At 42.7% G+C, this 19301-nt stretch carries 18 protein-coding genes; 10 read left to right on the forward strand and 8 right to left on the reverse strand.

The window, feature by feature from the left end:
• Positions 1–7: 7 nt before the first annotated feature.
• Positions 8–1195, reverse strand: coding sequence for a glycoside hydrolase family 88 protein (locus QTN47_RS22495; RefSeq protein WP_369331687.1), 1188 nt, complete (start codon positions 1193–1195; stop codon positions 8–10).
• A gap of 174 nt (positions 1196–1369) precedes the next feature.
• Between QTN47_RS22495 and QTN47_RS22500 the strand changes: the two genes are divergently transcribed.
• The 4 genes from QTN47_RS22500 to QTN47_RS22515 all read left to right on the forward strand — a co-directional run bounded on the left by QTN47_RS22500 (position 1370) and on the right by QTN47_RS22515 (position 5287).
• The gene (locus tag QTN47_RS22500) at positions 1370–1621 is read left to right on the forward strand and encodes a DUF3098 domain-containing protein (protein ID WP_369331688.1); all 252 of its coding nucleotides are present in this window, start codon (positions 1370–1372) and stop codon (positions 1619–1621) included.
• A gap of 69 nt (positions 1622–1690) precedes the next feature.
• Positions 1691–2485 (forward strand): undecaprenyl-diphosphate phosphatase, encoded by a 795-nt coding sequence (locus QTN47_RS22505; protein ID WP_369331689.1) that lies wholly within the window; start codon positions 1691–1693, stop codon positions 2483–2485.
• A gap of 547 nt (positions 2486–3032) precedes the next feature.
• Positions 3033–4397, forward strand: a complete 1365-nt coding sequence (locus QTN47_RS22510) for an MFS transporter (RefSeq protein ID WP_369331690.1) — start codon at positions 3033–3035, stop codon at positions 4395–4397.
• 26 nt (positions 4398–4423) lie between these two features.
• Positions 4424–5287, forward strand: a complete 864-nt coding sequence (locus tag QTN47_RS22515) for an MBL fold metallo-hydrolase (protein ID WP_369331691.1) — start codon at positions 4424–4426, stop codon at positions 5285–5287.
• A gap of 123 nt (positions 5288–5410) precedes the next feature.
• Here QTN47_RS22515 and QTN47_RS22520 read toward each other — a convergent pair whose 3' ends face one another.
• The 3 genes from QTN47_RS22520 to trmB form a co-directional block, all read right to left on the reverse strand.
• Positions 5411–5794: an MGMT family protein gene (locus QTN47_RS22520; protein WP_369331692.1), complete on the reverse strand. Its 384-nt coding sequence runs from the start codon at positions 5792–5794 to the stop codon at positions 5411–5413.
• A gap of 314 nt (positions 5795–6108) precedes the next feature.
• Entirely contained in the window at positions 6109–6318 is a 210-nt protein-coding gene (locus tag QTN47_RS22525; protein ID WP_369331693.1) for a C1orf53 family protein, read from the reverse strand.
• Complete coding sequence (gene trmB, locus QTN47_RS22530) at positions 6299–7003, reverse strand: tRNA (guanosine(46)-N7)-methyltransferase TrmB (RefSeq protein WP_369331694.1); 705 nt, start codon at positions 7001–7003, stop codon at positions 6299–6301. Before trmB ends, QTN47_RS22525 begins: the two co-directional genes overlap by 20 nt.
• Positions 7004–7615: 612 nt before the next feature.
• On the opposite strand from trmB, the gene QTN47_RS22535 reads away from it, so the two are divergent.
• Positions 7616–8281, forward strand: coding sequence for a GDSL-type esterase/lipase family protein (locus QTN47_RS22535; protein WP_369331695.1), 666 nt, complete (start codon positions 7616–7618; stop codon positions 8279–8281).
• Between the two features lie 201 nt (positions 8282–8482).
• On the opposite strand, the gene QTN47_RS22540 is transcribed toward QTN47_RS22535, so the two are convergent.
• Complete coding sequence (locus tag QTN47_RS22540; RefSeq protein ID WP_369331696.1) at positions 8483–10168, reverse strand: GH39 family glycosyl hydrolase; 1686 nt, start codon at positions 10166–10168, stop codon at positions 8483–8485.
• A gap of 472 nt (positions 10169–10640) precedes the next feature.
• Positions 10641–11564 carry a helix-turn-helix domain-containing protein gene (locus QTN47_RS22545; RefSeq protein ID WP_369331697.1) on the reverse strand — a complete coding sequence of 308 codons (924 nt, stop codon included), beginning with the start codon at positions 11562–11564 and terminating at the stop codon, positions 10641–10643.
• 222 nt (positions 11565–11786) lie between these two features.
• Here QTN47_RS22545 and QTN47_RS22550 point away from each other — a divergent pair, with 222 nt between their 5' ends.
• From QTN47_RS22550 to QTN47_RS22565, 4 genes are all read left to right on the forward strand, one after another.
• Entirely contained in the window at positions 11787–12251 is a 465-nt protein-coding gene (locus QTN47_RS22550) for an RDD family protein (RefSeq protein WP_369331698.1), read from the forward strand.
• 57 nt (positions 12252–12308) lie between these two features.
• Positions 12309–12773, forward strand: coding sequence for an RDD family protein (locus QTN47_RS22555; RefSeq protein WP_369331699.1), 465 nt, complete (start codon positions 12309–12311; stop codon positions 12771–12773).
• Positions 12774–13050: 277 nt separating this feature from the next.
• Complete coding sequence (gene gyrB, locus QTN47_RS22560) at positions 13051–15030, forward strand: DNA topoisomerase (ATP-hydrolyzing) subunit B (RefSeq protein ID WP_369331700.1); 1980 nt, start codon at positions 13051–13053, stop codon at positions 15028–15030.
• 152 nt (positions 15031–15182) lie between these two features.
• A complete protein-coding gene (locus QTN47_RS22565) occupies positions 15183–15389 on the forward strand; it encodes a hypothetical protein (protein WP_369331701.1) in 207 nt (68 codons plus the stop codon).
• A gap of 90 nt (positions 15390–15479) precedes the next feature.
• On the opposite strand, the gene QTN47_RS22570 is transcribed toward QTN47_RS22565, so the two are convergent.
• Positions 15480–16550, reverse strand: coding sequence for a phosphotransferase enzyme family protein (locus QTN47_RS22570; RefSeq protein ID WP_369331702.1), 1071 nt, complete (start codon positions 16548–16550; stop codon positions 15480–15482).
• Between the two features lie 157 nt (positions 16551–16707).
• Positions 16708–17742, reverse strand: a complete 1035-nt coding sequence (locus QTN47_RS22575; RefSeq protein WP_369331703.1) for a LacI family DNA-binding transcriptional regulator — start codon at positions 17740–17742, stop codon at positions 16708–16710.
• 278 nt (positions 17743–18020) lie between these two features.
• Here QTN47_RS22575 and QTN47_RS22580 point away from each other — a divergent pair, with 278 nt between their 5' ends.
• Positions 18021–19157, forward strand: a complete 1137-nt coding sequence (locus tag QTN47_RS22580) for an acyltransferase family protein (RefSeq protein ID WP_369331704.1) — start codon at positions 18021–18023, stop codon at positions 19155–19157.
• Positions 19158–19301: the final 144 nt, after the last annotated feature.

A 19301-nucleotide genomic window follows, 5' to 3' on the forward strand; every position in this document is an offset into this window, starting at 1 on the left:
TATCTGCTTACAGGTACCATTTCTTATATCTCGCCAACGCCTCGATAAAATAATAGTCGGCGTAAGTAAGCGGCACATCAACTTCTGATTTATGCGGAATTGATCCTACGCTATGCATCAGTAAAAATCCGCCGTTTGTTCCCGGCTGCGCACGATAGGCAGAGGATGATAATGCAGTAAGGATCTTCTTTGCAGCCGCTACATAAGTTTCTTTTTCTTTACCCTTGCTGTACTGACCAAGCTCTAACAATGCCGAAGCCATAACGGAACCTGCAGAAGCATCACGGTATGTATCAGGAATTCCGGGAGCGTCATAATCCCAGTAAGGGATAAGATCTGAAGGCAAATTCGGATTGGTCAACAGGAAATGTGCAATATGTTTTGCCTGGTCCAGGTAAGTTTTGTTTTTGGTGAAACGATACATCATTGTAAAACCGTAAAGGCCCCACGACTGACCGCGGCTCCACGCAGAGCTGTCCGCCGCTCCCTGGGCAGTTTTTTTAGCAGCCACTTGCCCGGTTACCAGGTTATAGTCAACCACGTGATAAGAACTGTAGTCTGGTCTGTAATGATTTTTGATGGTGGTATTGGCATGTGTTTCTGCAATGTTCTCCAGGTTTTTGCCGCCACCATTTCTGCCGGACCATTCCAATAACTCAAGATTCATCATATTATCAATTATCACGGGGCATCGAAAGCTTTTGCTTGAATCCCATGACTGAATGGACTTGATGGATGGCCTGTATCTCGTTGTGAGCGATTGTGCAGCGGTAAGGATCACATCCTTATAAGCCGGATTGTTTGTCAGGCGGTAGGCGTTTCCAAAACTGCAATACATCATAAATCCAAGATCGTGATTGCCGGTATAATGCTTTTCTTTTTCCAATATGCCAAGACGTTTTTCAGCTTCGTGTCGAATGGCTGTATCACCTGTGTACTCATATAGGTACCACAATGTGCCGGGGTAGAAGCCGCTGCACCACCATTTTGTATCACTTGTAACCAATTGGTTTTTAGAGGCATCATAGGTTTTGGGCATTACATCCGGTGGCAGGGTGTTCATCAGTACTTTGTATTGCTCAACAGCAAATCGCATATTGTCATCGATAAGCTGTTTCATATCATCACTCTTTTGCTGAGCAAAAAGTGTAAGTGTAAGCAGGCAGGCTAAGGCTGCGGTGCTGATTTTTTTCATGCAGTGGTTTATTTATACAATTAAAGCAAATCGTTTCTGAGCCAAAAAATTGAGTGAAAGTAAGCCTTTTTGATAAAATGAAAACGTTTTCATTTTAAAAAATCGGTAAACTCCTCCGGCTATTATAGCTTCTTTTAAAAAAAACATATATTGCAGCACTGAAAACTTAAAAAAATGTCAGAACATAAAAAAACAATCGCTCCTTTATTTACCAAAGACAATTATACATGGATGGGTATCGGGGCTGCCGTTATTGCCCTAGGCATGTTTTTAATGAGTGGCGGCAAAAATGAGGATCCGAATACATTTGATCCAAAGCTGGTGTACAGTGCTACGCGTATCACTGTTGCTCCAATTCTTATTATAGCAGGCCTGTTGATTGAGGTTTATGCTATATTTAAAAAGCCAAAAGCTGTTCAGCAATAAAAGAATTTCCTTTAAGATAAGCGGTGCTTGCACCGCTTTTTTGTTTGTATTAAAGTCAGCATTTTTAGTATGAATATTATACAGGCTATCGTCCTTGCAATTGTAGAAGGTCTTACAGAATTTTTACCCGTATCATCCACCGGTCACATGATCATCGCGTCCTGGCTGATGAAGGTTCCTAACAGCGACTTTACCAAGTTCTTTACGGTAGGTATTCAATTCGGAACAATTCTTTCCGTTGTTGTCCTGTACTTCAGACGTTTTTTCCAAAGCGTCAATTTCTACGTTAAACTTTTTGTGGCATTCATTCCCGCTGCAGTTTTCGGTGTTTTGTTTTCACATCAGATCGATGCATTACTCGAGAGTGTTTTAACTGTTGGCATCATGCTGCTGGTTGGTGGTATAATATTTATCCTGCTTGATAATTGGTTCAGGGCGACAGAAAATAACCGTGACAAAGAGATTAAATATGACAATGCATTTGTGATTGGACTGTTCCAGTGTTTGGCAATGATACCTGGTACTTCACGTTCGGCATCAACCATCATAGGCGGCCTTACGCAAAAGCTCAACAAAAAGCAAGCTGCGGAGTTCTCTTTCTTTCTTGCCGTACCAACCATGTTCGCTGCGACGGCCAAAAAAATGTATGACTTTTATAAAGAAGGCATTCATCTTTCTTCAGAAGAGTGGAAACTTTTTGGCATCGGCAACCTTGTCGGTTTTATAGTAGCGATCATTGCCATACGTGCCTTCATCGGTTATCTGACCAAACACGGCTTTAAGATGTTTGGCTGGTACCGCATCATCGTCGGAGCAGTTATTCTGATATTATATTTTATGGGGCACGATTTGCAATTGGTTTAAGAAGACAGTAAGATCGTAAGACAGTAAGAAAGTAAGAATCGGAGCTCTAAGCTGGTTGTACGTTTTACGTTTATTGAAGCGAAAAGAGGATAGTCCTGGATGTAAAGTTTATGACTAATGTAGGGTAATTGTTACACGAAGAAAAGGCAGGAGAAGACACAGCGAGCCACAGAGGGTTCCACGCAGCGGCTATTTTCGACTGGCAATTTTCAATTAATAATTCTTTGTGCTTCTTAGTGTCCTTCGTGTGTTTCAAAAAATCTTTGTGCTTCTTTGCGCTTTTGAGCCTTAGTGCCCGCCCGTGCCGGATCGGACGGGGCAACAGCTCGCCGTGTTTCTCCGTGTCGATTGTGCCTCCGTGCCCGCCCGTGCCGGATCGGACGGGGTTCAAAAAAACTTTGTGCTCCTTTCTGCCTTTGCGTCTTCGTGCCCGCCCGTGCCGGATCGGACGGGGCAAAAAATCACCGTGTTTCTCCGTGCCGCCCTGTCTCCGTGGTTCAAAAAAAACTTCATCTTTGCACGAGCCCCTGCGGCTAAAACTATACTTATGCAAACTGCTTCAAAACGTGTTATTAACGGTTGGGCCATGTACGACTGGGCCAACAGTGCTTACAATCTTGTCATTACCTCAACAATCTTCCCTGCTTATTATACGGCTATCACGGCCAACGACCGCACCGGTCACGAAGTAAGCTTTTTCGGAAAGAAAGTAGTGAATACAGTACTGTTCGATTATGTACTTTCCGCCGCTTATCTCATCATTGTTTTTCTTTCACCAATACTCTCATCTATTGCTGACTATAAAGGCAACAAGAAAAAGTTCATGCAATTCTTTTGCTACGTAGGAAGTATTAGCTGTTGCGGTTTATTCATTTTTGGTCCGCAGCAAGATGCTGGAGGTCACGCGGCAGGTTTTGCTCCTTATGTGCTTGAGGGTAGTATGTTGTTCTTTATGCTGGCTGCAGTAGGTTATTGTGGCAGCCTTGTTTTTTACAACTCTTACCTGCCTGAAATAGCCGGGGAAAAAGATCAGGACAGGGTTAGTGCAAAAGGATTTGCATTAGGATATATTGGCAGCATCATTCTCCAGGTAATCTGTTTTATTGTAGTGCTTAAGCCTGACTTATTTGGCATCAAGGATAATTTCCTTCCATCAAGAATTTCATTTTTCCTTGTAGGACTCTGGTGGGTCGGTTTTGCGCAAGTGACCTTTGCAAGATTGCCTGCATCACGTATTAACCCTGTCGAAAAAAGTGGTTCTGTAGTTGCTCATGGGTTTAATGAGTTGAAGAAGGTATATCGCCAGGTAGTTAAAATGCCGGTGTTAAAAAGATTTCTGCGTTCTTTCTTTTTCTACAGCATGGGCGTGCAAACCGTTATGCTTGTGGCTACAATTTTTGGAGGAAAAGAATTGGAGTTGCCATCTCAAACGTTGATCGTAACAATCATGATCATCCAGTTTGTTGCGATTGCAGGTGCTTATATGATGAGTAAGCTTTCAGAGAAGTTTGGCAACCTGCCGGTGCTGGCTTTTGTGATTATTATCTGGATCGGCATATGTATCGGTGGCTACTTTATTGAAAAGGGCAGTGCCAATCAGTTTTATATTTTGGGTGGAGTAGTTGGTTTGGTGATGGGAGGCATACAATCTTTAAGTCGCTCAACGTATTCAAAGCTGATGCCTGAAACAAAAGACACTGCTTCCTTCTTCAGTTTTTATGATGTTACGGAAAAGCTGGCAATTGTTATCGGTACATTCAGTTTTGGACTTGTTGAAGCTGTTGCAGGGAATATGCGTAATTCCGTTTTGGCATTAATGGTTTACTTTGTGATCGCTTTTGTATTAATGCTTTTTGCCATAAAGAGATTTAACCAGGAAAAAAGAGCAGCAGTGCAGGAAGCTGTATTATAACCAACCCTGACATAAAACCTTTTATTATGCAATTGTACACGATCGACACGGAACTGTTTAAACTGGACGGCGGCGCTATGTTTGGCGTTGTTCCCAAAACCATCTGGAACAAGCTTAATCCTTCTGATGAAAACAATCTTTGTACATGGGCGATGCGTTGCCTGCTGATAGAGGATGGTAACAGGTTAATGCTGATCGACAATGGCATCGGTGATAAACAGGATGCAAAATTTTTCAGCCATTATTATCTGCATGGTGACAATACGCTCGAAAAATCTTTAAAGAAACATGGTTTTAGTAAAGAGGATATAACAGATGTCATTCTCACCCACCTGCATTTTGATCATTGCGGTGGTAGTGTTGACAGGGTTGATGGAAAGCTTGTGCCGGCTTTTAAAAATGCAGTATACTGGAGCAATGAACGCCACTGGAAATGGGCAACGGAGCCGAATGCACGTGAAAAGGCTTCGTTCCTGAAAGAAAATATTCTACCAATACAAGAAGCAGGGCAGCTTAAATTTATTGAAACGCCGGAAGGTGATAGTGGTGACAAACTCGCTTCTACACATTTTACAGATAACATATCCATGAGATTTGTAAATGGTCATACCGATATGATGATGCTTCCGCAGATCGCTTATAAAGGGAAAACACTTGTGTACGCCGCAGATCTGTTGCCTTCTGTCGCTCACCTGCCTTTGCCTTATGTTATGGCGTATGATATGTTTCCATTAACCACATTAACTGAAAAACAGCAGTTTCTTAAAGAAGCGATCGAAAACGATTATATTCTCTTCTTTGAACATGACAAAGACATTGAATGCTGCAGCCTTCAACAGACAGAAAGAGGAGTAAGGCAGAAGGATATTTTTAAATTAATCGAGATATAAGCAAGTACAAAGTGAGAAGTACGAAGTACGTTTCGGCCAGCGCTTGCGTATATTCAAAATTGGATCAGGTGATGGAGCAAGCATGGACCTTAAGCTGACAGCTAATAGCTGATGGCTGATAGCTTAAAGCAGTTCTGTCGCCGGATCCCAATAAATTTTCCTGAAATCGACGATCTTATCATCTTCCACTTTTATTTTTTCTTTCTCGAGTAATTCCTGCATTTGCGTAGGAGTTTTAAAATGCATTTTGCCGGAGAGCATGCCGTTGCGGTTTACCACGCGGTGCGCGGGCACCTTAGGCTTTGCGGATGAAGCGCCATTCATTGCCCAGCCAACCATTCTTGCGGAGAGTTTTGTTCCAAGGTAATTGGCTATTGCGCCATAGCTTGTAACGCGGCCTTTGGGTATTTGCCGCGCAACATCCCACACATCTTCAAAAAAAGAGGGTTCTTCTTTGTTTTTCGATGGAAGCGATTGTTTGGAGGAGGCGGCTTTGGCTTTTTTCATTTTCTAAAGATAAGTTTTTTGAACCCCGTCCGATCCGGCACGGGCGGGCACGGAGACAGGGCGACACGGAGAAACACGGGATCTTTTGCCACTAAGACAGAAAGGCACAAAGAAGCATAAAGATTTTTTGAACCACTAACACAAAGAACACCACGAAGCACAAAGAATTAAAGAAAGCGCTGCGCTAATAAGGTCACAAAACCTTCGACAGACTTAGCTTACTAAGTACTTAACCTTCGTGCTGCTTTGTGTTCTTTGTGGTTCATCTCCGCAGGCTTAAACGTATAACGTAAAACTTACAACGTACAACTCCCTTATAGCTCCGCACCATCTTCCTTCTTCTGCTGCGCTTCTTCAACCAATGCGCTTCGTAAAGGTTCCGGAACATTTTCATAATGATAGGGACAATTAGTGCAGCCCTTACCACAACAGAATCCCCGTTCCAGCAAATAAAGGCGCGTGAGCACCATCATGCCGTCTTCATTATAATAGTAGTCTCTCTTTTCAATCAATGGCTTGCTCACGGAGTTGATCTTTTAAGATGACATCTTTTTCATGTGGCAGGTTTGCAGGCAGGCTGAACTGTAAATAGTGAATGCGGTTACTTTGCGCAATATCCAAACTTTCATAATGGGTCTTTATCTTCAAAACATCGCTTACATTTTCGTCCGCGTATACATCCTCTTTATCGGTTAGCAATTCCAGTTCATACAATTTGATCACAGTTTTTGTAAAGTGATACAGGTCGGGACTGTCAGTCTTTAGGTTAATACGTCCGCCAGTCTGAAGGAAGTGTTTGTATAAGCGCAAATATTTAGGGTGAGTCAATCGCTTTTTCATTTTTGAAAAACGAAGCTGAGGATCAGGAAAAGTGATCCAGATCTCATTCACTTCATCTTTTGCGAAATAATTGGTGATCTGGTCGATATGTGTCCGCAGAAAAGCAACATTTGTAAGTCCTTCATCCAATGCTGTTTTTGCGCCGCGCCAGATGCGATTTCCTTTAATATCTACTCCGATGAAATTTTTATCAGGAAATAGTCTGCCCAGTCCCAGTGCATATTCGCCTTTGCCACACGCAAGCTCCAATACAATAGGGCGATCATTTTTGAAAAAATCATTCCATTTGCCCTGCATGTTTTCCGGATGCTCCAATACGTTGGCAAAACCTTTTATTTGCTCAAACCTTTCAAGTTTATTTTGACCCATGCGGCAAAGATAATTCATAGCTGTCAGCTATTGGCTATCAGCTTTGAGCGAACAGCTCTGAACTTTGCTTGTTCATGAATTGGGAAATTGGAATACAATTTTTTTTATTGTCAATCATTTTCTCACGCCCAACGTCCTGAGAATGTTGCTATCGCCCCTTCAGGGCTTGATTGATCATATTTTCTTCCCACGTAGGGCGTTGCCCCACGCTAATGCTGGACGCCCCTTCAGGGCTGGCTAACCGTACCCCGTTCATCATTCATAGGGCGTTGCCCTATGCTATTGCCGGCCGTCCCTTCAGATAATTTATATGTGCACAACATGCGCCGCTTGCATCTCAGCTTCCGGCATCCGAGTTCAAAAAACTCCCTACATCGTAAACCGTACCCCTAACATCAAACATCGCTTCACATCGTACACCGTACATCTAACACCTTACATCCTACTAACTCCCGGCCTCTGTACCTCGTACCCTCCGAATGCACATTCGGTGCGGGCGGGCTTCGTAATTCGTACTTAAAATGTCGTCATTCCTCACATGGTATACCATACATCTCACATCGTACACCGTACATCGTACATTAATATTATTTTAGCATCAAATTACAACCCATGCGATTAAGTAAGCACCTCTTTTTGTTTTTTTGCCTGACGCTGTTGTTTTCTGGTTATGTCTTCTCGCAGAGACCTTTCCAGGCGGATATAAATGCCTTTAAAAAGCAGGATAGCATTCAAATGCCGCCTGCGAATTCAATTTTATTTGTCGGCAGTTCTTCCTTTGCCAAATGGAAAGATGTACAGGATTATTTTCCCGGTTATACAATTATCAATCGCGGTTTTGGTGGTTCTTCCCTGCCGGATGTATATGGATATGCCAACGATATAATTTTCCCTTACAAAGCAAAGCAGATCGTAATTTATTGCGGGGAGAATGATTTTACAGCTTCCGATACCGTAAGTGTTGCTACCGTGGTGGACAGAACTGTAAAGTTGTTTAATCTTATCCGCGATAAACAACCGAATGTAGCCATCCTTTACGTTTCCATGAAGCCGAGCCCAAGCCGCAGACTGCTGATGCCGAAATTTGAAAAAGCTAACGAGGTAATTAAAGCTTACCTGAGTACGCAGCCTAATACCGGCTATGCTGACGTGTATCACCCCATGCTTAACGAAAACAAAGAACCGCGTGAAAGCCTTTTTACTGATGATAACCTGCATATGAATGCTGAAGGATACGGCTTGTGGCAAACAATTATTCAGCCGCTGCTGGTAAGGTGATAATGAATAGCGCTTGTAGTGACGACTCAACAATCGTTGCGCTAGCGCTAAATGCAAATAAAATCAGCGTTGTTTATTGTGGTGTTTATTTCTGTAAAAATCGCAGGCCAATAAGCATAGCTTCCTAAAAAGATCTATTGCCATTGCTGACAATAAAGAAAATGGATTTTAAACGAAGACGAAATTGGATCTTTCATCCTTCTACTCCTCATATAACACCCGCACCAGATAAACTCCTTGTGCAGGCAACAAAATCTTCATGTTGTATGAACCATTGGTGATCTTTTGCTTTTTTACCATCGTCTCGTTGTACAACTGCCCGGCTGCTTCCAGTTGCTTGTATTGAGCATCGTTCACCTGCTGGGGAGAACCCATCTTTTTCCATACTTCATAAGCATTGCTGCGAGCACTGTCTATCTTGTATAGCAGGGCCGTTATTTTTTTTGCCGGAAGATGTTGAAAGTTGAGCGTAAGGCTCTGTGACGGCGCGGGCAAATCATCGTCATGATAATTCCATATCATAACGGATGTGGTTTTGCTGTCACCGGCCGCAAATGCGCCAAGATCCCTTTGTGTTCCCCGTACGCTGTTGTTTACTATGCTGTCAAAAGGAACTGCCGACGTATTGGCTATGTTCAGGCGATTACCTTTCATCATTGCATACATGCGGAATACGTTAAGAACAGGTTTGTCAACGCCGTTGGTTGCGAGGTCACGGAAGCCATAAAACCAGGGCTGGTTTTCAAATTCAAAGGACCAGCTAACAGCGCCTTCTATGGTAACGCCTGTCGATTTAGCTATATCATAAATGCGGGAAAAGGAAGCTGCTGTATAACTTGAGTACATAGTTCCATTGCGATATGCATTTTCAGGATTGGTTGCCATACCGCAGGCTGCACAACCTTCTGGATCGCACTCGCCAATGATTACAGGTAAGTTTTTGAAGGGTGAATTGCGCACCACATTGCAGCCTTTTATAATGTCCTTAAGCTGTGTTGCCATGTTCATGCGCACGTGGCCATTTAAAAACTTCGGGCTGCCTTTTGCATGGAAAGAAATATAGTCCAGTGGGGCGCCTGTTTTGCCGGTTGCAGCATTCGTTTCGCTGGCGCAATGCGTTAAAAAGTTTTGTAAAAAACTTTCTGCCTTATCCCAGCCGGGGCCGGTGCTTGTTGGTCCGCCAATGCGTGTTCCGGGGCAAGCTCTTTTCACAGCATCAGCGGCATAGTCATACAGCTTGTAATATTCAGTAGGTGTGCCCTTCCAGTAACCAATATTCGGTTCGTTCCATACCTCCCAGTACCAGCTGTTTACTTCCGTTTCACCATAACGTTGTACACAGTGCTTTACCCATTCATATACCAGGTTGCCCCATTTTGCATAATCTGTTGGCGGGTAAGCCCAGCCCGTGTACACTGAATCGTAAGCCACTCCTGGCTTCCAGTGGTGACGATAGGGATGAGGATGTGTTGAAAGAGCCTCTGGCATAAAGCCGATCTCTGCAATTGGTTTCATGCCGCGACTGATATATGCATCAAAAATGCTGTCTGCAATATGCCAGTTGTATACAGGTCTGCCGAGACTATCTTCGGTATAGGCATTGGTAGAGCCCCATTTTAGCGCAGCTTCTCCGTTTCCGCTGGTAAGCAGATTATGTGTCCGCACATATACAGGTATTTTGCTGAAGGAAGCGATTTCACTCAATAATTTTTTTCCATCCCTCATATACGTATAGTTCGGTTCATCATAGCCAAAAAAGGCCCATACAGGTTTCATCGGTTCGCCGGTTGCAGCGGCATCGATGGTAATAGAAATTGGTGTGTTGTTTTGTGCAGAGCCGGCTGTGAAAAGGCAAATAAGCAGAACAAGAAAACTGTACTGTTTCATGGTGCAAGTGGTTGTTACAGGTTTTTACAACTGTAAAAATGACTGGTAATTGGTAAGATAGCATGCAATGACATTTTTACCAAATTCACTTAAGTAATTCAATATACCTGAGTCAATGCTGTTCCTGTATCAAGTACGATTTACGAAGCCCGCCCGCACCGAATGCGCATTCGGACGGGTACGAAGTACCTGGTTCGGGCCTGCTTTGCTTTTTGCAACCTCTTAAGGAAACGACGTTCATACCTGAATTACGAAACTGTCACAAGCAGATCGATAAAATGCAGCTGCCGGCGGTCATCCGATCGCTATGTGCGACTGTCTCTTTAATGCAATTAGTTTTACATGATCAGCCTTTTTCGGTGCGATAAAAACAGAACGGCCGTAAATCGTTCACACTGGCAACAAGTATTTACGGGAATAGACAGATCTCTCCGGTGCCTGTGGCTAATAGCTAATAGCTGAAAGCTGATAGCTATCGAATCAGATCACAAGGCTTCAATCCCGTGTGTTTCTTAAATGCGGCGCTAAAATGGGAGATGGAAGAATAACCCAGCAATGCGGAAACATCGGTAACGCTCAATCCTTTTTCATACAAAAGATACTTGGCGTGTTCCATTCTTTGCTGCTGGTAAAAATCAAATATGGTTGTACCGAACACTTCTTTGAATCCTTTCTTAAGATAGCATTCATTCATTGCAACCTTACGGCTCAATTCCTTAATGGTGATTGGATCACCAATGTGCTGCAGCAGTATTTCCCTTGCCTGGTAAATACGCTCGCGGCCAGATTCATCAGCAAGAAACTTACATACAAATCCTTCTTCTTTTTCGTCAATCAAACATTCAAGGCTGTACAATAAAAGCTCATGAACTTTTGCATTGGTGAAGATGTTTTCAAGCGAGCCCGTATAGCTATGATTTAACAAGGCGTCAAGCGACATCCGTTTACGGCTGCAAACGGGAAATATTTTTGTAAATGAATTCGGGTGTTTAAAAGCCAGTACCTCATCCTTACGATTGCTCAGTTTAACATTGTGAACAAACTGATGCAGAAAGGTTGAAGAGAAATGGAAAGAAAAAACATCTATTGTTTCATGTTTGCCGCTGCAATTCTGCGTTGGAATTTCAGAACAGTCTGCACAACTCTTTTCAAAACAATATTTGTTTCCGCTAATGCAAAACCGCAGTTCCAGGAAGTTTTCTTCAGCGCGGGTCGGACTATAATGGTACACAAGCATTCCGGTATCATCGCTGTTCCACTTTTGATCGGGATAATAGCGACGAATAACGTACTGAATAGAACCTGGAATGTGCTGCTCCTTTAGGTGGAGAAGATTCATTGAAGGCTCGATGGTGTTCCGGTGGGCAACTTTCAGTATATCTAATACCTGTAACATGTGCGGGCAAAATTAATGTATCTACATATAAGTGCAAGCAGGCGCTTGTCATTAGAATGTAAAACGATTAGCCAAATGCTGCAATAAGCGTTCTTATTGTCGGGAAGAAAAGATCATTTGAAAGCTGCTGATCCCTATCTTTGGTTTTTACAGATCAGGCTAAACGCTTAAAATGTAATTATTGGAAGTTATGCTACCGTTAACCTTTTAAACACTCCCTGCATGTACCCGCCTGAAAATGAATCCTCTCTATTAGAAATAGAGCTCGAATTGGAGCTAAACAAAGAGCCTGCAACAAAGGGCCAGAGATTGGTCAATTGTATTATTGATACGATAATATACTTGATATCATGGTATGTGCTTATGGCGACAATTGTGACTGCATTGAATTTAATGGGAAGCATGACAGATAGCTATACGGACACGATCGCAATTTTATTCAGCCTATCCCCCTGTTTACTTTATGTTCCTTTTTATGCTTTTTCTGAATGGATTTCCCGGGGCAGAAGTGTCGGAAAATTTATCACAAAAACAAAAACGATCAGGCTCGACGGCAGCAAGTTTACCTTTAAAGATGCGCTATTGAGAAGCCTGATCCGCCTCATTCCCATAGAGCCATTTACAGCTTTTTCAAATCGCGGCCCATGGCACGACAGGTGGACCAAAACCCGGGTGGTAAAGAAGTAGCCAATCATCAACATCTAATAAGAAAATATTTTTCGCCTTAAATTAAACACCAACAACATGTACCCAACCGAAACAGAACCATCGCTATTGGAGATTGAACTGGGATTAGACCGGGAACCCGCGTCATTATGGCAGCGTTTCGCGAATTTTTTAATTGATCGCATAGTCTTCTGTGTCTTTCTTTTTTTCCTTGGCTTTATTGCCGCGCTTGTAGATGCAAGGCAGACAGCAATTTATGTTGAAGAAATAAAGGGTAACTTCTTTTTAAATTACCTTGTGACATGCGTCGTTCTTATGATTTTTTATACACTTGTAGAAGGCATGTGCGGCGGCCGGACATTGGGTAAATTGATAACGAGGACTCGTGTGGTTAGAGAAGACGGTGCACCATTTGGATGGAAGGACGCTTTGCTACGTAGTCTCTGCAGGGTAGTTCCGTTCGAAGAATTAAGCGCTTTTTTCGGAGACGGGTTTTGGCATGACAAATGGACGAAGACAAAAGTTGTAAAAATCATCAATTAAGTTGCCTCGGAGTTAAATTGATTTAGCCCAAAAAACAAAATTTTTGCGCTTTTTTGCTTATACATGCATTTATTTAAGGTCAGGTTGCCAAAAACATCTTCAATTAGAACAATATTGTATCTTACTTTGATAGCCACCGGTTAATAATCGCCATTTTGCCTAAAATCCTTCACTTTTTATGCACATTTCAGTGATAAAATTAAGCTATCCTTACCATGTTTTTGTTTAACTTCGCCCACTTGCAAAATACTAATTAAACAACGTTTGATTCAATAATATGAGCGAAGAGTTACAGCAGGAAGTTGCCCCAGCGCAAAATGTTTACGGTGCAGATAGTATACAGGTTTTGGAAGGTCTTGAAGCGGTTAGAAAACGTCCCGCCATGTATATTGGAGATGTCGGCATCAAAGGTCTTCACCACCTTGTTTACGAGGTAGTTGACAACTCCATCGATGAGGCGCTTGCCGGTTATTGCAAAAACATTACTGTTACCATTCATGAAGATAATTCAATTAAGGTAGTAGACGACGGTCGTGGTATCCCTACAGGTATCAACACCAAAGAAGGTGTGAGCGCCTTGCAGTTGGTAATGACCGTTCTGCATGCCGGTGGTAAATTTGATAAAAACACCTATAAAGTTTCCGGTGGTTTGCACGGTGTGGGTGTAAGTTGCGTTAACGCACTAAGTACAGTGCTGCACGTTACCGTTGAACGTGAAGGAAAGGTTTTTGAACAGGAATACCATACTGGTATTCCGCAATACACTGTTCGTGAGATTGGTACTACTGACAGAACAGGTACTACCGTTCACTTCTGGCCGGATCCTTCTATTTTCCCAAACACGGTTTATATTAAGGATATTTTGGAGGGCCGTTTACGTGAACTGGCTTATCTAAATAAGCGCATCAGCATAACGTTGAATGATCTTCGCGAAAAAGCTGATGATGGCACTACTTATTCCAAAAATTTTTACAGCGAAGGTGGTATTATTGAGTTTGTTCAGATGCTGGACAAAAATGGTAACCGCAACGCCTTAATAGCCAATCCGTTATATGTTGAAGGGCATGATGAAGCTACCAATGTAGCCGTAGAGGTAGCCATGAACTATAACGATGATTTTAAAGAGCACATTTTCTCCTACGTTAATAATATCAATACCATCGAAGGTGGTACCCACGTAACCGGTTTCCGCCAGGCACTGACGAGGGTATTTAAAACTTACGGAGACAGGGAAGGGCTTTTCGAAAAAGCGAAAGTAGCCGTTGAAGGGGATGATTTCCGTGAAGGTTTGAGCGCTATCGTTTCTGTAAAAGTTCCCGAACCGCAATTTGAAGGCCAGACCAAAACCAAGTTGGGTAACAGCGACGTGAGCGGTGTGGTTCAAACTACAGTTGCCCGCGTGTTGGAAGCTTACCTGGAAGAAAATCCGAAAGAAGCAAAAAATATCATCAGCAAGGTGATTCTTGCAGCCCAGGCGCGTGTTGCCGCTAAAAAGGCCCGCGAAATGGTTCAGCGTAAAACCGTTCTTAGCGGTGGCGGCTTACCGGGTAAACTGGCTGATTGCTCTGAAAGGGACCCTGAAAAATGCGAACTGTACCTGGTGGAAGGTGATTCTGCGGGCGGTACCGCAAAACAGGGACGTGAAAGGGCTTACCAGGCCATTCTGCCACTGAGAGGTAAAATCCTGAACGTGGAAAAGGCAATGGAGCATAAGATCTATGAAAATGAGGAGATCAGGAACATCTTCACAGCAATGGGCGTTACTATTGGAACTCCGGAAGATCCCAAGGCGCTTAACCTCGCCAAGCTCCGCTACCACAAATTGATCATCATGACCGATGCCGACGTGGATGGTTCTCACATTGCAACATTGATCCTTACATTCATTTTCAGATACATGAAAGAGCTGGTTGAGCAAGGCTACGTTTATATTGCACAACCACCATTGTATTTGATCAAGAAAGGGAAGGAAGCAGAATACGCATATAATGAGGAGCAACGCAGATCGGTTGTTGACAAACTTTCAGGTGGAAGAGAAGACAGTGTAAGCATACAGCGTTACAAAGGTTTGGGTGAGATGAACGCCGACCAGCTTTGGGAGACAACAATGGATCCATCAAGAAGAGCGCTGAAGCAGGTTACCATTGAAAGTGCAGCGGAAGCAGACAGGATTTTCAGCATGTTGATGGGTGACGAAGTTGCTCCAAGACGCGAATTCATCGAAACCCACGCAAAATATGCGAAAATTGACGTTTAACATTTGATTAATTTTTGATAAATGCTCAAAAACGGAACTGAATTTGCAACAGTTCCGTCTTTGTTTAAAGAATTGTTGAAACGCTGTTTGCGTTTGCTGAAAACAAAAAAAATTGTAGTTTGTGCTATTAATCATTCCAAAAAAATATAAATATGGATACTTCAAAAATGATCAAAGCGTATTGCCTTAAGACCAAAGAAAAAGACGTGCCCATGCATAATGCCGTAATTTCGAAAACAGCCAGGGGTGGTTATATTGCAAAAGGTGACGACGGAAAAGGTAATAAGATGAGCGCTATTTTGGGTGAAGAGAAAGCCTTACAGGCTATTAAAGACGGTGTGGCCAAGCAAGAGTTTTAATTTACCGCAACTGATATACTACGATACAAAAAAGCCGGAGAGTGATTTCCCGGCTTTTTTATTTGTTTTGGTTGATTTTGCGTTGCGTAATTAGACAATGGGTTGCTTTCCCATCAATTCGTACACTTTCTTCTGCAGCGTTTGCTCTTTTGAAAGGAGGGACTCCAATAAGGTAAGTTGGTTGGCGGCACGGTTAAAATTGTGCAGCTCGTATTTTGCGCCGTAATAGATATCATTATTCAGATAGTCCGTTAAAAAACGCAATGCCTGCATGTAAACCATAAACTTGCCTGCATAAACAAACATCTTTATTTCATCAGCAGAAAGCTCGTTGCTCATTTCATCCAGGTAGCCCCTAACGATAGCTTCAAAGTAAGCATCGCGAACAAACACCTTAGACAGGTCAGTTTCTTCTTCACCCGCGGCTGTCAGATATGTGCGCATCATATCACCAACATCACTGATAAAATAGCCCGGCATCACCGTATCCAGATCTATTACACAAATTCCTTCGTTTTGCTTATTGAACAACACGTTGCTGATCTTGGTATCATGGTGTGTTACCCGCACTTTAAAAGCCGGATTTTGCAGCAATTCCTCGTAAGAGTATACAATATTTACATGTGACTTAAGCGCTGCAATCAGGGCCTTTGACTTTTCCAGTCTCTCTTTCGACGCGTTTTCAATGGCCAGCCTGAATTGCTTATATCTCAGACTAAGATTGTGGAAGTCTGGTAAAGTGATCTTCAGCTCGTTAGCCGGAAAATTTGCCAGTAATTTGGTGAATTTGGCAAATTGCCTGGCTGCTTCATAGGCAAGTTCAGGATACTCAACAACATCGTAAGTAGTTGAATCTTTTACAAATTCAAACAATCTGTAGTAATCGTCTTCGTGCTGAATAAGTGTATTATGTTCGACCGTTTGGACCGGCAGGGTAAAAAGGTAAGCCGGGTAATGTTTACTAAGGTAATGGCCCAGGGCGTTAATGTTTTCGTCAATAAGTTCGGGTTGCTTAAAAACATTGTGGTTAATTCTTTGCAGAATGTAGCTTTTTTCTCCGGCCCCAATTAGCCAGGTATGGTTGATGAGGCCGCTCCCGAAGGCTTTCACTGTGCAATCTTCTATTGCCAGGCCATAATATTTAAGTATATTTTCAATCATATGTCGAAGACTTGTCCTTAACTCTCTCAAACATACTTAATAGGAAGGTATATAGTGCCGACAAACGTTTGCGCTATTTCCCGAAGTTTATTTCCTGCGAGGATCGCGCCAGAATGAAGGAGTTTAAGTACGGAGATGGATTTTCAATGGATAGTGGTTATGCGTTTTCGTCGTAAATCACCAACTTGGAGTCTACGATGATCTTGTAATGAATTGGATCTGTCTTTTCTTCATTTTCCTCTTTTTTATTTAACAGTTCCAGCAGCATTTGTGTTGCTTTTTGGCCCTGTATATATGGAAACTGCTCAACACTTGCGGCCGGCTGGTATTTAAGATATGTGGTTAACGGAAGGTTGGCGTAGCTTACAAACCATACATCTTTGTTAATCCGTACTTTCTTTTGCTGGGCATAGTGCATCGCGTCCATTGCCACATAATCATTAAAAGCCACTATAGCCGTTACTTTTCTTTTGTGCGAAAGCAGTTTCTGCGTGGCTTCATATGTGCTTTCAGCTGAGAGATCGGAATTGACGATCAGTGATGGATCAAATTTCAACCTGTTCTTAAGCATGGCCTGGATATAGCCTTCTTTTCTATCGGCAGTCGCAACCAGGTTCTCCGGTCCGTTGATCATCCCAATTACCCTGTGCCCTTTTTTCAGAAGATAATTGATGGCCTGTATGGTACCAGACAGCATATTGCACGCTACATAATGAATGTCGTATGTGTTGGGAATGCGATCAAAAAACACGACGGGAATATTGGCGTTTTTCAGCGATTCAAAATGCTCGTATGTTTCCGTGTTTTTGGAGATTGAAACGATTAGGCCGTCAACCCTGTGCTTTTTCATTGCGTTTACAATCTGTTTTTCCCGTTCCACATCATCATGGCTTTGACCCATAAGCACCGTGTAATTGTTCTTGTTGGCAACTTCTTCAATACCGCTGATTGCAGAAGAGAAAAAAGATTCGGCCAGCTTGGGCAGTATAACGCCAAGCGTAAAGGTTTTACGCTGCTGAAAGAAAATGGCCGTTTGGTTAGGCTCATAATTTAATTCTTTCGCCAGCTGTTGCACGCGTGTTTTCGTTCTCAGTCCAATAGACGGATGATTATGTAACGCGCGGGAAACGGTAGATACGGAAATATTCAGGCGTTTCGCAATTTCTTTGATCGTAGGTTGTTTATCTGCCATAGTACAAATTTGTGCATACACGTAACGTAAAATTTACGCAAACGTTTGATTATTCAGGTTTTCATTAATTCGGTAATTCTGTTGTATATTAATGAAGTTAAAAATTGCCTTGTGAAACTGTATAACTGCAGTTTGCCAAAATGACGTTTAACGTATGACGATTGCTGTTGAAAAATAACCACCAGGCAAAACAATTGCTGAGCCTTTCAATGGTTGCCGGAAAAGACATGTAAAGATGATAAATAAAAAATAATTTTTAGCCTTCCAAAACCAAACTGATGTTTACAACTACTGCTACGCAGGAAAAACAAACCACCAAAGTGGCTTCTGCGCGTTTATTATCGCTCGATGTAATGCGCGGCATTATTATGATCTTACTGGCAGGAGAAGCTGCCCTTGTCTACGATTCTTTTCACGAACTAAGCGAAGGGACTTTTCTTGAAGGAGTTGCCCGCCAGTTTGGCCACCATCCGTGGAACGGACTGCGATTCTGGGATCTAATTCAGCCTGCATTCATGACAATGGCCGGAACCGCGATGTATTTGTCCTTTAAGAAAAAACAAAGAGAGGGCGTAACATGGTCGCAGAACTTCAGGCATATTGCAATAAGGTGTCTTAAACTGTTTATCTGCGGAACCGGATTGCATTGCATTTATGCGGGTAAGCTTGTTTGGGAATTGTGGAACGTGCTTACTCAATTATCGGTAACAACCATTATAGCCTATCTTTTTATCAGGAAGTCGCCGCTTTATCAGATTGGTGCTTCAATAGCGCTTTTGCTTCTGACTGAACTGCTGTACAGAACGATCCTGGTGCCGGGATTTGATCAGCCGTTTGTTGAGTACAAAAACTTTGGGGCTTATGTTGATACTTTACTGATGGGGAAGATCAATAATGGAGGTTGGGTTACCATCAACATTCTGCCCACTGCCGCCCACACCATTTGGGGTTGTGTGATCGGCTGGCTTTTGGTGAGTGATAAATCCTCCGGTGAAAAAATAAAATTATTGCTGATAGCAGGTGGTGTTGCATTACTACTTGGTTTTGGGCTGGACTGGCTAAATATTACACCGATCATTAAACGCATAGCCACCAGTTCATTTGTGCTGGCATCCGGCGGATGGGTGTTTCTGATGATGGCTTTTATTTATTGGCTGGTTGATGTAAAAAAGAAAAACAAGTATGCATTTATTCCCGTTGTAGTTGGTATGAACTCGATATTTATTTATCTCGTTTTTGAAACAGTAGGCGTCCAATGGATCAATAAGGCTATGGGCATTTTTGTAAAAGGGTTCACCGGCATGATCGGCACGCCGGCCATCTGGCAAAACTTGCTTTCTGCCCTGGCCGTTTGGGTGTTTTACTGGTTTTTGTGCAACTGGTTGTATAAGAAAAAAATATTCTTCAAGCTATAGATACATCTTTCGCGAATTTTCTTGCGTCCTTACAGGGCTTGATCACCCTTTGTTATTTTTCCCGGGGCGTTGCCCTGGACTAGTGCTTTGAGGCCTTCAGCCTCAGATGTTGCTGGACGCTGATCGCCATATTTATGTCATTGC

Origin of the sequence: Danxiaibacter flavus (assembly GCF_041060425.1) — a bacterium.
In the GTDB taxonomy this organism is placed as follows: domain Bacteria; phylum Bacteroidota; class Bacteroidia; order Chitinophagales; family Chitinophagaceae; genus Danxiaibacter; species Danxiaibacter flavus.